Below are 15,817 nucleotides of genomic sequence, written 5' to 3' on the forward strand. Positions count from 1 at the left end.
TACGACCTCTGGTACATAGCAACGGCGGCGGAATATGCCTATAATCGCCGCCACTTTTTGGTCAATCCGGCCAAGTGTTTTTTGGTCAACTAACGGGGGCACCGCCCAATGAGCTACAGCAAGATTCCGGCTGGCAAAGACCTGCCGAACGACATCTACGTCGCGATCGAGATTCCGGCCAACCACGCCCCGATCAAATACGAAATCGACAAAGACAGCGATTGCCTGTTCGTTGACCGTTTCATGGCCACCCCGATGTTCTACCCGGCCAACTACGGTTTCATCCCGAACACCCTGGCTGACGACGGTGACCCCCTCGACGTGCTGGTCGTGACCCCTTACCCGGTTGCTCCAGGTTCGGTCATCCGCGCCCGTCCGGTCGGCATACTGCACATGACCGACGACGGCGGCGGCGATGCCAAAGTCATCGCAGTCCCACACGACAAGCTGTCCCAGCTGTACGTCGACGTGAAGGAATACACCGATCTGCCACCTCTGCTGCTGGAACAGATCAAGCACTTCTTCGAGAACTACAAAGACCTCGAAAAAGGCAAATGGGTGAAGATCGAAGGTTGGGGCGACGCAGAAGCCGCTCGCACCGAGATCATGAAGTCGGTTGCTGCCTATAAAGGCTGATAGCCGCGGATAACGATCAGCTTCAACGAAAAACCCCGGTTGATCCGGGGTTTTTTGTGGGCGCTTGTAAAGCACCTTAAACGTCGCGTTGAACGCTCGGCCGCATTGGTTTTTTCTTGTTTAATTTCCACTAAAAGCGTCTTACATCCGGTCGTAAATTTCCCTCGCAATTTGAACGAGTCGTTTATTCAAAGCCCCGCGCTGCGCCAGTAGACTCGTGTTTATGAAAAAGAACAAAACCTGCGGTTCACGATTCAAAATGCTCCTCGAAGAGGCGAAGATCACGACTACGGAATTTGCCGATTTCCTGAAGATTTCACAGGCACAAAACGTCCACAACTGGTACACCCGCGGCGTGCCCGACTACCGCATAGAAGAAGTCGCCAGAAAACTGTCCGTAAACAGCGAATGGCTGAAAACCGGCGAAGGTCCGAAAGACGCCAGGCACCTGCGCCTGGTCGACGAAACCGGCAACACCTTCGACGCTCAGGCCATTCGCGGCCTTTATACGGTCATCGAGCCTACCGATGTCGAGTTGCCCTTTTTCAAAGAAAAGCCTGTCGCTCCGGGCTCTAATAAAACGCACGTCATCGAGGACACCAGCCACCCCATCCGTCTGCCCCGCAGTCATCTCGACTCCCTGGAAATCAACCATGCGGATGCCATCTGCGCCTACATGATCGGCAACAGCATGGCCGAAAAGATTGAAGACGGCTCAACCATTGCCATCGATCGCGGCCTGACCCAGATTATTGACGGGGAGATTTACGCGATCGAGCATGACGGGATGCTGCGAATCAAATACCTGCACCGGATGCCCGGGAATGGATTGCGGTTGCGTAGCCACAACAGCGCCGAGTACCCGGATGAGATCTTCAGAGCCGCGCAAATCGAAGAGCAGAACATCAGGGTATTGGGCTGGGTGTTCTGGTGCTCCACGCTCAACAAACGCCGCCCGCCCGTGCCGTTCCTGTGAGATCGCAACCCTGTAGCAACCGAACGCAGGCTCCGCCAGCTGCTACACGTAACCGCAATCGCTCTAGGGCGCACGCCAAGCTGGGAATTCCCCCAAAAAATCAGTATGCTGCGCCCCACATTTGCGCATCGACCCGCCCCGCGGCTCTGATCGCACCGACAAGGCAGATGACTTTCTCGCCGAGTCCCACAGCCGGACGCAAGATCCGGGTGTACGTTTTGAAGGCTGGCGCGGTTTACCAAAAATGAACCAAGCCAGTCCCCGAGAAGCCGGCCACAAGCCGGCTTTTTAATTGTCCGAAATAATCCTATCCCATCCAAGAATCTTCCTGATAGCTTAGCTATTCCGGGGGTTTCAGGCATACCCCTGTCCGATGGTGTTCTACGCCATTTGACCTCATCCAACGATGAAGTGGGGGGACAGGTGGGGGGATAAAACGGACGACAGGGGAAATCCAATGAGTAAGCTGAATCCGAAACAAGTCGAAAACCTGACCGACCCCGGCACCTATGAAGATGGTGATGGGCTTCGCTTGGTCGTCAAACCCACCGGGCGTAAATCCTGGCTACTTCGCTTTCAACTGGCGGGGCGTCGTAGGGAGATGGGCTTGGGCTCATTCCCTGAAGTCAGTCTCAAGAAAGCTAGACAAGCAGCCAGCGCCAAACGCAGTCAATTGAACGATGGAATTGATCCCCTGGCAGCCAGAGACGTAGAGCGCGCCGCTCAACGAGAAGCGCAGCGTGCAAATGAAGCCAAGCAACTGAAGTTCGAGACACTCGCAACGGAATACCGTGATGCTCACGGCGCGACATGGTCGGATAAGTGGCGTAAAGGCTGGCTGCGAAAGTTGGAGCTGTATGCGTTTGATCACATAGGCAAGCTGTCTGCCGGAGACATCGGCACCCCCGAAGTGCTAAAGGTTCTGCAACCGATCTGGGCCACCAAGACCAGAACCGCTGACGAGGTACGTGGCCAGATTGAACAAGTTCTGGATGCAGCCAAGTCACACAACCTGCGAGAAGGTGAGAACCCTGCACGGTGGCGTGGTCACTTAGAGAACCTGCTAAGTCGCGCTGAAAAGAAGAAGGCTCGCAAACGCGAGCACTTTGAAGCCATGCGCTGGCAGGATGTGCCAGCGCTCATGGCCAAGCTCAGTACAAACACGACACCGGCCTCCCTTGCAGCTCAATTGCTGATCATGACCAGCGCACGCGCTCACATGGTGAGGTTCGCTCGTTGGGATGAGTTTGATTTGGAAGCTGGTACTTGGTCGCTGCCAGATGAGCGGATGAAGATGCGGGTAGCATTCGTAATTCCACTTGCCGAAGAAGTCGTGACGCTGGTGAAGAGCTTAGAGCGAGGAGAGAGCCCGTTTCTATTTCCAGGTCAGGGCAAGTCAGGAGTCATGCACGCAAACGCCATACGAACGCTCCTACACGGCATGAAATACGAACACATCACACGACACGGCTTTCGTTCATCATTTAGAGACTGGGCCGGGGAATGTACCCATTATCCTCGTGAGGTTTGCGAGATGGCGCTGGCGCATGATGAACGCGATCAGACTGAAGGGGCCTATTCGCGTTCGGACTTTCTCGATAAACGCCGATTGCTCATGAGAGACTGGGCAGGTTTTCTCAAACCAGCGCTCAATAATAATCTCGAAGTCTGAATGCTGATTATATCAAGCCTGCATGACTAAGGAATCGATATGACTAATTCGTCGCAACCTCAAGCTCAAGCCATGTATGAATTAGAGCGTCTGACAGAAGAGCTACGCGCTAATTGGAAGAACGAAAGACTTCGAATAGAAGAGTCCTTGAAACATCTGATAACATACGACCTTCACGACGATTACGACCACATTAAAAACATCATAACAACCCAAATAAAAACTGGAGAAAAGCACAAAGACCAGAAAACCTCGCAATGGGTGATAAGTGAGTCTTCCTCGCAAATCACCCATGAACGAAAGAACACCTTAATCGCATTCACCTATCTCCTGTTGTCCGAAGCCGAATACCGTCAAAATTTAATAGCCAGCGCTTCAAAACTTATATGCCACGCTAGCTACTTCGAGGGATATGCAAGTGGCCTGGTCCAACCCCGAATTAATGAAGGGGCTCGCGGGCGATCAAAGAACAGTCAAGAGAATCAGAATAAAATAGCGGCTTTAATCAGTTCGCATCGTCCGGAAGGGGGCTGGAAGAAAGAGCGAGACGCTGCGAACTGCATTTACGAAGAAGCCGTAAAACTAAATAAAAGTGCGAACATGAATCTTACCTCATCACACCTTGCCAACCTCATGACAGAGTGGATGAAGAAAGACGGTTCCGCATGCCGGGCTGCCTTTCTGGGTAACAAATAGGCTATTCACTTGGTAACGCCTCAGGCTGCTTTCTGGGCCTACCTCGTTTTGTTTCCTTGGGAGATGCCTTCCCTCCCTTCCCGAAGCACCTGCCTCCGTCAGGTGCGATCATCCGGATAAAGTAATCCGGCTTGGTCAGATACGCCGCCACAAGGTTTAGCCCCGCCCTTAGACCGGTCTGATGATGGCTAATCATACCAACCCCTAAGATCCCTTTCTTTTCAAACGCCGCTTTGTTTTTGTTGCAGTTATAATAAATTCCTTTCCCTTCAGTCACCGTCTCTACCCAGTAATCACCCAGGAGCTTGGCAATGACGATATCTTCCCGATGATCAGCCCCATTCAAATACAACAAAAAGTGATAGTGGTAGGATTTATCAAGGCCATACTCCAGTTTCCACGCATACCCTACGACACCTGGTGACTTAGGGCTCCTGAGATACTTCAGCAAGGCTTTGCGATGTCTTTTAGCTTCGGCATGAGTGATGGCCGTATCACCGCGAGGAACACAGTACTGGCTCCTATAGGTGAAATCGACACGAATCACTAGCATCCTGGCATAACGCACGAACAACGCTTCATTATACTCAATCAGACTTTTATAATTCTTATTGGCAGGCCGGCTAAACCCTTTCAAAACCTTTTGGAACTCCACCCCTCGGATTTCCTGTTTGACCGTTTCGGTCAAGTCATGGAGCAGGGACAACTCATCAGGTCGAAGCAACTCAACCTTATACAGATCCGATTTTAGATCCACCCCAACAAAGTACTTCATAAAGACTCTCAGCAGCGGATTAAACTCATGACAGGGATAAACCTCCTTGATCATCCCAAAATCCACCTTTAGCAAGCATAGACAGTCCTGCTCCAGCGTTCTGACCTTCTTCTGTTTAGACATCGCTGTTGTACGAGGAAGAAACAACCCTTTCTCAAAGGCCTTTAGGCGCGCCATTACATCGACAATTGAACGAATATCACTCGCCAATAGCGCTTGATCGGTATATTGCTCAACCGTCTCGCCGTTGATGTCCGCGTGCATGTACGACTCATGCTCAAAATAGAACTCTAACCCATCATCGAACTTCATACACTTACCTTATAAGGGTAAGCGCTCTACTGATCACTCACGTAGAGCACTCACTAACAATACACATGCTGGAACTACCTATAGCTACTGCTCTATTCATCGCAGCATACAACCCCTACAGACCAATGCATCTAGCATGATGTGCATTGGACATGGTTATTAGATGTAGATATTAGGTATATATATTAGATATAACATAGATACCAATATTCAGGATCTCCGCTTCCTCCGGTCACCCCAACGAATCGGGTAGACAATATCAACGCGCGCCGGGAATATTTACAAATTGAAAAGTGAAAGTTAGTGCTTGTGGCTATTTCGGATTAGCACCAGCACAGGAGGAGCTAGCGCACCGATGTAGCCAAGCATTTACGTCTTCCTCCAGCCATCCCACAGCAAAGCTGCCCAATTTAAAAGGCCTAGGAAACGTTGCGTCATATCGCGAAGATCTTGGATTGATACGATCGTAAATGGTTGATCGCGACAGCCCCACCCTAACTGAGAGCTGTTTGAGCCTGATAACACTTGGATGCACTGCCGAAGCTTGCTGCATGGTAGATACCTCGGGTTGTAATGAAACCCAACGGTAAAAGATCTTCTGCCTGTACTCACTCGACTTAACACCCAGTAAAAAATTCCCAGGGGATAAACCAGAATTCCCAACTGACGACCATGACACGGACGGACGGACGCATGCACAAGCCAACCTGCCAGTGCAGAAAGTTGGTTCCCCGCTCTGAAATGTTGGTCCCTCTTTCGCTGGGAACTAACTTTGGCTCTCTTTACTGATGTCATGACTCAACTCGAAACAATTTTGGTCATACATGACACTCAGGAGGCAACAATAGTCTTTGACATATTCAACAACCTGGAAGCTGAAAAATGAATAAATGTCCAAGCTGCGGCTCATCAGCCGTGGCGAAGCAGGCCATAGCCAAGAAAGCAGGTGCCGCAATCGGCGGCGTGAGCGGTGTGCTCAGAGGATTATCCGCCACGTCTATCGGCGCCAGCATCGTCTTGATAACCAGTAGCCCAACTGGTGGGCTGACCACCACAATCGGGCGGTTAGCCTCAGCTATTACAGCGGCATTTGTAAGTGGCGCAGCAGGATGTATTGCAGGAGCGAAGATAGGAACAGTGATTGATCACTATGTCTTCGACGCCTACCAATGCAACCAATGTAATTGCTCTTTCCGCATGCACTTACCCACAACACCCCTACCAGTTCAACGCACATTCGAAGCATCTCAAGAAGACTGACAACTAAATCACTTCTGCACGCTCCCTGCTGATACCTCAGCAGCGCTGCCGTGTGCCTATCGAACGAGAAAAAACCTATGGCTCACTATGTTGAACAAATGGCCTATGTCGGGCAGGCACCTTGGCATGGCCTCGGCTCCGCGCTTTCACCTAAACAACCTATTGAGGTCTGGCAGAAAGAAGCCGGTATGAACTGGCGCATAGAAGACAGCCCCGTCCATTTCAAGGCCAACACGGTAGGTAACCTGGGATCAATTTATACATTCCCAGAACAGAAGGTTCTTTACCGCTCTGACACCAAAGCAGCGCTTTCAGTAGTCTCACAGCGTTACCAAGTAGTGCAGCCTCGCGATGTGCTGGAATTTTACCGCGACCTCACTGAGGTCTCCGGGTATGAACTGGAAACTGCGGGAGTGTTGAAAGGAGGCCGTAAGTTCTGGGCGCTGGCTCGGACAGGGCAAACCGCTGCGTTGGCGGGTAATGATGAAGTGAATGGTTATCTGCTACTGGCAACCTCGTGCGACGGTACGTTAGCTACCACCGCCACACCCACCACCGTTCGAGTCGTCTGCAACAACACACTGACCATTGCCCTGGATGGGGCAAGCCGCGCTATCAAGGTTCCGCACAGTACTCGGTTTGATCCACATGCAGTAAAGAAGCAGCTGGGTATCGCGGTATCGCACTGGGACGAATTCATGCATCGGATGCACATGCTCGCAGAGCGCAGGGTGCAGTGGCCGGAAGCGATGAGTTTCTTCCTCAGCGTGCTGTGCGACACCCCTGCTGACAGCCCCATTCCTGAAGTACTACCGAACGAACGAGCACTACGCAAAGTACAAAGCCTGTATGAAGGACAAGGCCGAGGCTCAACCTTGCAGTCTGCTAAAGGTACCGCATGGGGACTGCTCAACGCCGTGACCGAATATGTCGACCACGAGCGGCGGGCAAGGAGTTCTGAGTACCGGATGGACTCGGCATGGTTTGGACAAGGTGCAGTCATTAAGCAGAGAGCACTGGATGCGGCTCTGCGCCTCGCGGCCTGAACCGTTTCGCACACCAACACCGCCCAGCCAGTGCCTACTGGCTGGGTGCTTTATGCCCGATGGGAACACCATTGAGATCCGGCCAGTCCCTACCCAACTGAACTATGCAAAGGATGGGCAGATCCAGGAATTAAGAACGGCTTACGCAAACAAACCGCTGATTGATGAAAGGTCATAGGCCTGCGTCGATGAGCAAATCTGACGGTTTGCAATGCAAAGCAGTCGCGATCCGAAGGATATTCAAAAAGGTAACGTTCCTCTCCCCTCGCTCTATTTTCCCCATGTGAGAACGGTCGATCCCGGCAGCATCCGCCAAAGCTTCTTGCGACAGCGTATGCCCTAGTCTTCGTGCGCGTACCGCCGCACCAAGCTGTACCAGGTCGCCGTCTTTATCGTGAGTTGCAGAGATTCTTGCCATGGCGGAAATCGTCGCGCTATGATGCTTTAACGGCCACGGTATTTACGACCTATTTAGAAACGCATGGCATCACGCTATTTCAGCGTGAGAGTCACCTCCTACGCTTAGCAAAGAGAACTTTAAACATGCCACTCAAGACAGTTAATGGCCTTAACGAAACTGAAATAGATATTCTTCTACGAGCCAAAGCATCTTTCGTGATTGTAGGTTTACGAGGTCAATTTACGAAGAGCGTACTGAAAGTCGAGAAAAAGATAGAGAGCCTAGGACTTAAATGTCGCGTCAGTAGCGACTTAAAAGGCGTAGTAGCCAAAGGCGGAGTACTAGGGGTATTTGGAGCCGTTGCATCCATATCAACGCTACCACTACTAGCTATCTCCGCAGCTACGATCACGGCTCATAAGCTGGCCACCTATAACCCTGATTACGAAATAATAAAGGACTTTGTAAATAAAAAAATCACAGTCAACTACAAACCTAACTGATTTCTTCCACAGCCCGAAGCCAGCCCCACACCTAAAAAGGACTTCCCATGACACAACTCATTCGCAATTTGGTAGTAGCACTACCGCTTCTTGTATTTGGCACATTAGCAAATGCAGCAGTAGACTATGGTTATACTTACTCACCAATGTTTCCGAGTGAGGTAACAATGGAGGGGCTGCCCTATGCAATCCCTTGTGCCAAAGCGAAAAATCAATATGGTGCTGAATTTTATCGGTGTACCTGGAAAGTATTGCCACGGTTGATCAGGGCATTCGATGCAACCCAACAACAAAACGTCACCTACAACAACCAACTCAGCGGGATATGCCGTCGAGGCAAGTGTATTGTGCAAGGTGCTGATGGTGTATTCGGTTTAATTGACCAAGACATGAGTTTTACGGTATCTCGCCATTACTACATCTATCCGAGCAATGATGGCTTACCTATCGCGTACCGCATGGATGGTGGACCATATCAAAAAGGTAAGGATGTCTCTTATGCCCAAGCTCGTGGATTGCTCTCCGACTTCCTATTAGATCATGGTCAGTTGGAGTCCATCGTGAAAGACGATCTTGCGGCATATACCTTGGACTCAGGTACCAAGCAGTCGGCTGCGACACTCAAGTCGAAAGTAGATGTGAAAGAAGCATGGTGCAATCCCCAAATGGACGACGACTGCCATATAAACAAGAAAAAAGTTGCTATGGCTGATTTGGTCCAATTCCTCCCTAGCGTCAAAGTGGATGATGTGGAACGCTCCGGCGGATACTGTGAATACCCGATTTGCTACGACAAGGAAGATAAACCTATAGGCATTCGGTAATTCTTAGTCGAAAAAGCGTATGGAGACATTTATTCCATACGCTGGCGGAATAATAGAAAATAAAACGACCAAAAGTCGTGCGCAAAGGCATCATAGAGGTCCGTTGCCTACCTTTCAATTTATTCTAGAGAAGCCATTGTTTTTTTTGCTTCCGACCAGCAAATAGTTAGTTTTCAAAGATTGATATTGCTCAGTAAAATTCACTGATCAGGTAGGGCAGGAAGAGCTTTTGTTACTACGAGCAGCGCTTGGTGAATTTCTGGCGTAAGCCAATTATCACCATATTCAGGCTGAGACTTTACCAAGGCAAAACCTTCGCCAGCTAACAACCAGTGCAGATTCACAGGTGTGCCCCGGGCTTTGGACCATGAAGCCAGCAAAGCGAGTCTATTCAAGTCTACCCCACAGCGCCCCGTCATCGCCGATCTCAAGGTAGAAGGATCTTGATACCCCAACGCTGCCGCAACCTCAGCTACGGGCACCTTCAGCTCGGTATCAATCAGTCTTTTCAACCGATTGCCAAATGCCCGTCTAAAGCCACTATCCCGCTGACCTCTACTCACTTTTCCGCTCTTCTTTGGAGGCTCTTTTTCGAGCAATAATCTTTGTATTTTATCCCTACATAAATTATATTATAACTATTACTTTTGCCTGTTGCATCCACATTCAATGGGTTAGGATCAACATTAAAACTGGAGCCGAGTTTCATGGAAGCATCTCTCACTGCCACAGGCGTCGCCACTGCGCTGAGCTTGTCGGCCGAGAATGTGATCGGCCTCCGATCTCCATCCTTGTCTCCAGAGCATCTGGACTTCGTCGGCCTTGTGCGCGCTGGGGAGCTCCGCCAGTTAGTACCTGAAGCAGTGGTCCTGCATGAGGGGCAACCCTTCATCTATATCGTCGACTATCAAGAAGCTCGCGGAATTTCCGAACGAGAACTTCAGAGTGGGATGAGATTTCTTGGCCTGCGAGCGGATGCACCCTATGTGGCTGTGGTGAGACCGGGCACGGTGCAGGTTTATGCTTTAGCCAACATCCGCGAAGGTCGCCCTCCGGTACTTGAAACCGACGAGCTGGAGCCGGGAATACTCGCCCGCTTGATCGCAGGCTCTATACCTGTCAGGAATAATCGGGAAATTGATTGCGGCGCGCATGAGTTAATGCTCGCGTTGCTCAACTCCGTAACAGATCACCTTATAAAAGTAAGAATGAGGGCACCGGAAGAGGCACTTGCCTTGGTCGGTCGTGCGCTTTTTATGCGTTTTTTGGGTGATCGAGGCATCGTGCCCTCCACAAACCCATTACCTGGCGTGGAGGAAGTCACCGAGTGCTTCACTACTCCGAAAGCCTCTGCCGCTACTTGCGCGTGGTTAGATGCCACATTCAACGGCGATTTACTTGAATTGCCTGATGACGGTTCACTCTCTTACTTCGAGGCAATTCACAGCAGTGAGTGCGGTTCGGCACTTCACGACTTAACTGCGATCATGCGACAGGACAAACCCTTAGGGGACGGTGCCTACCAGACGCAGTTTTCGTGGGGAGACCTGCACTTTTCCTACCTTCCCGTAGGGCTACTCAGCCAGGTATATGAAGAGTATGCCCACCGGTTTGACCCTGACTCGGCAAAAGTCCAAAGCGTTTACTACACGCCCAGACACCTTTCGGAGTATATGGTCGACCACGCATTCAAGATGCTCGGTAATGAAGCGCACAAAGCAAGAATTTTGGACCCGGCGTCGGGAGGCGGAGTCTTTTTGCTATCTGCTTTCCGACGACTAGTTAAGGCTCGATGGCAAGCAACTGGCATCAAGCCCAATACTCAGGTGATTCGCAGCATTCTGAATAATCAGATTGTGGGGATGGATATCAACCCAGCGGCGAGACAGCTTTCTGCACTGGCGCTCTATCTCACTGCATTAGAGCTAGATTCCGAAGCCGGCACACTGAAAAACCTATTGTTTACCCCCCTTCAAGGACAAGTCCTAATCCCCGCAGAAAATTGGCGAGACGGGGAGAAACAGATAAAACTCGGAAGCCTTTCTTCGGAAGCGATTAATGCTTACGAAGGCCAGTTCGATTTGGTGATCGGCAACCCACCATGGACATCTGTTCAAAACACTGAACGCTTGAAGGCCATGAATTTACTAGTGGCTGAGCACATGGCTAAACGGGAACTCCCGCCTAGCCCCAATCCTGACGGTGTGCCCGATCTCCCATTTCTTTGGGCGTCAACACGATTAGCCAAACCCGGTGCAGTCTTAGCATTCGCTTTGCATGGTCGCTTGCTGACTAAGATGTCTCCCAGCGGCCATGCCGCTCGGGCGCAGATCTTCCGAGGAGTGGAAGTGAAATATGTACTGAATGGAATGGAACTGCGTAACACACCCGTATGGCCAAACATGAGCGCCCACTTCTGCTTGTTGCTAGCCCATAACAAGCGATCAGACGATACCAGCGAATTTTTCGCTGTGACGCCAGTGCGGGACCTAAGCCTCAATCGCGAAGGCCGTGTTCGCATTGATAGTAAAGACGCCTGGACATCCGATGTTGGCATGGTGGAGCGAAACCCCCATCTATTCAAAACACTCGCAAAGGGCAATGCACTCGACGTTGAGCTGCTTGAGCGCATCGGGGATCTTTCCTATCCGAGCCTAGGGAACTACATAGAAGAACTGAAGCTACCAGCGACTCATGGCTACCAGACTCTTCAGAAGGACACACTAGGCGTTGACGCTGACTTTCTGCGAGGGATGAAGGTCATGCCCGTAGCGCAAAAAGCAACCTGGAGCGTTGTGCCCGTCAATGACCTGGAGACTTTCACGCTGGAACGAGTACATCGTTTGCGAAGGAAGGAAAACTATGAGGCTCCCCTAGTTTTGCTTAGACAATCCCCGAGTTCGAAAGCAAATTGTCCAATGGCTATGCTCGCACTTAGCGACGTGGCTTACAGCCGCTCTTACATTGGATATAGCTGCAAAGGTGCATCAGAGCCTGAACTGCTCGCCACCTACATAACAGTCATATTCAATAGCCCGCTTTATCTCTACTTCGTATTGATGACTAGCAGTTTTTTTGGATGCGAGAGAGAAACCCAACAAAAGGCTGAGGCAGAGCTGTTTCCAGTTCGCCCGCTTGAAAAGCTTACGACTGATCAGAGAGCTGATCTCTGCGACATTCAGCAGAGTTTGGCTAATGGAGATAGCCCATCCACGGAACAAGTTGAAGCGTTCGTTCGCAAGCTCTACCGTCTGCGCATCGCAGACATGAATTTGATTAGGGATCGCTTGGCACTGAGCCTTCCCTTCTCCACGATAAAAACTAACGCTACCAAGCCTGCCGAAAATAAAGTCGTAGAAGCTTACCGTGAGGCCCTTGCGTCCGCGCTATCGCCGTTCGATATGAGCCCGACGCCATCCATAGTCGAAGTGTATGCACAAAGCGCACTCTCCCCATGGCGCTTTCTTCGTGTTGGCCCCGAGCACAATGCCCACCCGCTGAGAGCCGCTGACATGATGGCGATGATCGCGAGCGCGGACCTTCTGGACGCGTCACTGGCTCAACTTCCGCAGGGCGACTCTCTGTACGTAGGGATACTCAATCAGCGTAGATATTGGTCTCGTACCTCCGCTAGGACCCTTGCCATTGACCTCATTAAGAGGGGGCACCCAGTCCTAAGTCGAGGTGACACTGTATGAGTTCACTCGTAGGAAACCCAATTCCCCTAGTAACGACTAAAGCCGGATTTCCTGTCCCACTCCCGGTCAATATCGTCCGCGTCGTTGCAAAAGCTATCAAGCATGCGTGGAAAGAGATTGAGGCAAACCCATCCGCACATCTATTGCAAAAGGGTCCAGCGGCACCAGAAGAGGACGTTTATACCGACGCAATCTGCAACATGCTTGATCAGATGCTGGCTTCGGACGAGCCTATTATCGACGGTTTTACCAGCGACTACTTTCATACCGTCTGTCGTGGGGAGGGTCTTCCCAATTTCAGTGGTGTCGCACTAAACAAACAACCTGACCTGATCATAAGACTTGCCAACAGCCCACTGGTGGATACCAGAAGGCTAGTAGGCGTCTTTATCGAAAGTAAGGTAGTCACAATGTCTAAACCAATCACTAAGTACACAACAGAGGGATTATCGCGCTTTGTTGTAGGTGATTATGGATGGGCTATGCAAGCCGGAATGTAAGGGGCCGGCGAACACACCTTCCGAACTCCAGCATTAAGGGCGATGGTGTCCGCGTATTTTTAAGCGGACGCGATAGCCCTTACGTCAGGATTTCCATGCGCCAACGAAGCTCTTACCCGAAACCCTTCAAGGCCCAGGTTGTGCAGGAATGCCTGCAACCGGGCGCAACCCTATCCAGCGTTGCCATCAGCCACGGCATCAACGCCAACGTTATCCGCAAGTGGCTACCACTTTACCGAGACCAGCCGCCAGCGGCGTTGCCGGCTTTCGTTCCGTTGAGAGCTACGCCCAAACGGCAGGCGGAAGCGTTGGCGATTATTGAGCTGCCGCTTGGCGAGCAATCGATCACAGTGAAATGGCCAACTTCCGATCCTGAAGGCTGCGCCCGCTTTGTCCGTGGACTCGCGCAATGATTCGCGTCGATGCCATCTGGCTCGCCACCGAGCCCATGGATATGCGTGCCGGCACTGAAACTGCGCTGGCCAGGGTGATTGCGGTGTTCGGCGCGGCGAAGCCGCACTGCGCTTATCTGTTCGCGAACCGCCGCGCTACTCGTATGAAAGTGCTGGTGCATGACGGGATTGGCGTCTGGCTGGCTGCTCGCAGGTTGAATCAAGGCAAGTTTCACTGGCCAGGCATTCGACAAGGCTGCGAGATGGAGCTGGATACTGAGCAACTTCAGGCCTTGGTGCTCGGCCTACCTTGGCAACGCGTTGGGGCTGGCGGTGCAATCACACTGCTTTAACACCCGCCATTAGCCCATTAGTCTATCGCCGCGAACGGCCTGCTCTGGCAAAGTTCGCGGCATGACGTCCTCACCCAACCTCGACCAAATGTCCCCCGACCAACTGCGTGCCCTCGCGGTGCAGTTGCTGTCCCAGGTTGATTCTCTTGGGCAGCAAGTCGACAGGATGGGCAAAAAGAACGATCGCGACCAAACCATCATTGAGCAACTCACTCACGAAATCGCCTGGTTCAAACGTAACAAGTTTGCCAAGCGCAGTGAGCAATTGAGCCCTGTTCAAGGCAGCCTGCTCGACGACCTGCTCGACACCGACATCGCAGCCATCGAAGCCGAGCTGAAGGCGTTGAATCCGCCGGCTGCGCCGGCCGAACCACGCAAGCAGCCCAAGCGTGTTTCCTTGCCCGCGCAGTTTCCGCGTACTGTGATTTATCACGAACCCAACAATACCCAGTGCCCCTGCGGCTGCCAGCTCCAGCGCATCGGCGAGGACGTCAGCGAGAAGCTGGATTACACGCCGGGCGTGTTCACCGTTGAGCAACATGTGCGCGGGAAGTGGGTCTGCCGCGAGTGCGAAACGCTGACTCAGGCACCGGTTCCGGCCCAGGTAATCGACAAGGGCATCCCGACCGCAGGGCTGCTCGCTCACGTGATGGTGGCCAAATTCGCCGACCATTTGCCGCTGTATCGGCAAGAGAAAATCTTTGGCCGCGCCGGCCTGGCTATCGCCCGTTCGACACTGGCGCAATGGGTTGGCCAAACCGGTGTGCAGCTCCAGCCCTTGGTCGATGCGCTGCGCGAAACAGTGCTTGCTCAAGGCGTGATCCACGCTGACGAAACGCCGGTGCAGATGCTCGCACCGGGCGAGAGGAAAACCCACCGTGCTTACGTCTGGGCCTACTGCACCACGCCTTTTTCGGCACTCAAAGCTGTGCTTTACGACTTCAGCCCAAGCCGTGCGGGCGAACATGCACGCAACTTTCTTGGCCAGTGGAATGGCAAGCTGGTTTGCGATGATTTCGCAGGTTACAAAGCAAGCTTCCAGCAAGGCATCACTGAAATCGGCTGCATGGCCCACGCCCGCCGCAAGTTTTTCGATCTGCACGCGACGAACAAAAGCCAACTGGCCGAGCAGGCGCTGCACTCAATTGGCGGGTTGTACGAAATTGAACGGCAAGCGCGGGAGATGACCGTTGAAGATCGCTGGCGAATACGGCAGGAAAAAGCGGCGCCCGTTATCGACGCACTGCATACCTGGATGATGGCCCAGCGCGACCTTGTGCCCGAGGGGTCGGCTATCGCCAAAGCTCTGGATTACAGCCTTAAGCGCTGGACGGCACTGACTCGATATCTCGAAGACGGCGCTGTACCCATCGATAACAACGCGGTCGAAAATCAGATAAGGCCGTGGGCACTTGGACGCTCGAATTGGTTGTTCGCAGGTTCGCTGCGCAGTGGCAAACGGGCGGCGGCGATCATGAGTTTGATCCAATCGGCGCGGCTCAACGGGCATGATCCGTATGCTTATCTGAAAGACGTTCTGACGCGCTTGCCGACGCAGCGGGCGAGTGAAATCGAAGAGCTTCTACCTCATAAGTGGAGCGAATCACACTCGGACTGGATTGGTGAGCGCTACGTCTCGAATAGGGCCATTCCAAGCGATGGGTGAGAGTAGGAATACTACGATAAGAAAAGCTACCTGGGACAGGTAGAACGGCTCCAGCCACTGCTGCTTCAATGCGACGTAAAAAGTGTTATGAGTTACGTCGACCAAAAT

At 52.1% G+C, this 15,817-nt stretch carries 16 protein-coding genes; 13 read left to right on the forward strand and 3 right to left on the reverse strand.

Features of this window, described 5'->3' with window-relative positions; genetic code table 11:
- Positions 1-108 precede the first annotated feature (108 nt).
- From ppa to ACMXYI_RS03355, 4 genes are all read left to right on the forward strand, one after another.
- Complete coding sequence (gene ppa / locus ACMXYI_RS03340) at positions 109-636, forward strand: inorganic diphosphatase (protein WP_028620880.1); 528 nt, start codon at positions 109-111, stop codon at positions 634-636.
- Positions 637-859: 223 nt separating this feature from the next.
- Complete coding sequence (locus tag ACMXYI_RS03345; RefSeq protein WP_415771653.1) at positions 860-1,612, forward strand: S24 family peptidase; 753 nt, start codon at positions 860-862, stop codon at positions 1,610-1,612.
- Between the two features lie 457 nt (positions 1,613-2,069).
- Positions 2,070-3,284: a tyrosine-type recombinase/integrase gene (locus ACMXYI_RS03350; protein WP_415771655.1), complete on the forward strand. Its 1,215-nt coding sequence runs from the start codon at positions 2,070-2,072 to the stop codon at positions 3,282-3,284.
- Between the two features lie 39 nt (positions 3,285-3,323).
- Positions 3,324-3,980 carry a hypothetical protein gene (locus tag ACMXYI_RS03355; RefSeq protein WP_415771657.1) on the forward strand — a complete coding sequence of 219 codons (657 nt, stop codon included), beginning with the start codon at positions 3,324-3,326 and terminating at the stop codon, positions 3,978-3,980.
- A gap of 1 nt (position 3,981) precedes the next feature.
- Here the strand turns inward: ACMXYI_RS03355 and ACMXYI_RS03360 are convergent, their stop codons facing one another.
- Entirely contained in the window at positions 3,982-5,067 is a 1,086-nt protein-coding gene (locus ACMXYI_RS03360; protein WP_415771659.1) for a YagK/YfjJ domain-containing protein, read from the reverse strand.
- Between the two features lie 313 nt (positions 5,068-5,380).
- Positions 5,381-5,620, reverse strand: coding sequence for a helix-turn-helix transcriptional regulator (locus tag ACMXYI_RS03365; protein ID WP_415771661.1), 240 nt, complete (start codon positions 5,618-5,620; stop codon positions 5,381-5,383).
- 329 nt (positions 5,621-5,949) lie between these two features.
- Here ACMXYI_RS03365 and ACMXYI_RS03370 point away from each other — a divergent pair, with 329 nt between their 5' ends.
- Together ACMXYI_RS03370 and ACMXYI_RS03375 are read left to right on the forward strand one after the other, a co-directional pair.
- The gene (locus ACMXYI_RS03370) at positions 5,950-6,327 is read left to right on the forward strand and encodes a hypothetical protein (protein ID WP_415771663.1); all 378 of its coding nucleotides are present in this window, start codon (positions 5,950-5,952) and stop codon (positions 6,325-6,327) included.
- Positions 6,328-6,404: 77 nt separating this feature from the next.
- On the forward strand, positions 6,405-7,373 hold the full coding sequence (locus ACMXYI_RS03375; protein ID WP_415771665.1) for a DUF932 domain-containing protein: 969 nt from the start codon (positions 6,405-6,407) through the stop codon (positions 7,371-7,373).
- A 172-nt stretch (positions 7,374-7,545) separates the two neighbouring features.
- Here ACMXYI_RS03375 and ACMXYI_RS03380 read toward each other — a convergent pair whose 3' ends face one another.
- Positions 7,546-7,791: a helix-turn-helix domain-containing protein gene (locus ACMXYI_RS03380; RefSeq protein ID WP_083221202.1), complete on the reverse strand. Its 246-nt coding sequence runs from the start codon at positions 7,789-7,791 to the stop codon at positions 7,546-7,548.
- 125 nt (positions 7,792-7,916) lie between these two features.
- Between ACMXYI_RS03380 and ACMXYI_RS03385 the strand changes: the two genes are divergently transcribed.
- The 7 genes from ACMXYI_RS03385 (at position 7,917) to tnpC (ending at position 15,709) form a co-directional block, all read left to right on the forward strand.
- On the forward strand, positions 7,917-8,276 hold the full coding sequence (locus ACMXYI_RS03385; RefSeq protein WP_415771667.1) for a hypothetical protein: 360 nt from the start codon (positions 7,917-7,919) through the stop codon (positions 8,274-8,276).
- A gap of 47 nt (positions 8,277-8,323) precedes the next feature.
- Positions 8,324-9,100 carry a hypothetical protein gene (locus tag ACMXYI_RS03390; protein ID WP_415771668.1) on the forward strand — a complete coding sequence of 259 codons (777 nt, stop codon included), beginning with the start codon at positions 8,324-8,326 and terminating at the stop codon, positions 9,098-9,100.
- A gap of 707 nt (positions 9,101-9,807) precedes the next feature.
- Positions 9,808-12,798, forward strand: a complete 2,991-nt coding sequence (locus tag ACMXYI_RS03395) for an HsdM family class I SAM-dependent methyltransferase (protein ID WP_415771669.1) — start codon at positions 9,808-9,810, stop codon at positions 12,796-12,798.
- Positions 12,795-13,298, forward strand: coding sequence for a hypothetical protein (locus tag ACMXYI_RS03400; protein WP_415771671.1), 504 nt, complete (start codon positions 12,795-12,797; stop codon positions 13,296-13,298). Before ACMXYI_RS03395 ends, ACMXYI_RS03400 begins: the two co-directional genes overlap by 4 nt.
- A 95-nt stretch (positions 13,299-13,393) precedes the next feature.
- Positions 13,394-13,711 (forward strand): IS66-like element accessory protein TnpA, encoded by a 318-nt coding sequence (tnpA, locus tag ACMXYI_RS03405; protein WP_140682490.1) that lies wholly within the window; start codon positions 13,394-13,396, stop codon positions 13,709-13,711.
- The gene (tnpB, locus tag ACMXYI_RS03410) at positions 13,708-14,043 is read left to right on the forward strand and encodes an IS66 family insertion sequence element accessory protein TnpB (RefSeq protein WP_140682487.1); all 336 of its coding nucleotides are present in this window, start codon (positions 13,708-13,710) and stop codon (positions 14,041-14,043) included. The genes tnpA and tnpB overlap by 4 nt, the downstream gene beginning before the upstream one ends.
- A gap of 61 nt (positions 14,044-14,104) precedes the next feature.
- On the forward strand, positions 14,105-15,709 hold the full coding sequence (gene tnpC, locus ACMXYI_RS03415) for an IS66 family transposase (protein WP_415769331.1): 1,605 nt from the start codon (positions 14,105-14,107) through the stop codon (positions 15,707-15,709).
- Positions 15,710-15,817 lie beyond the last annotated feature (108 nt).

Origin of the sequence: Pseudomonas lyxosi, from assembly GCF_047758685.1 — a bacterium.
Taxonomy (GTDB): domain Bacteria; phylum Pseudomonadota; class Gammaproteobacteria; order Pseudomonadales; family Pseudomonadaceae; genus Aquipseudomonas; species Aquipseudomonas lyxosi.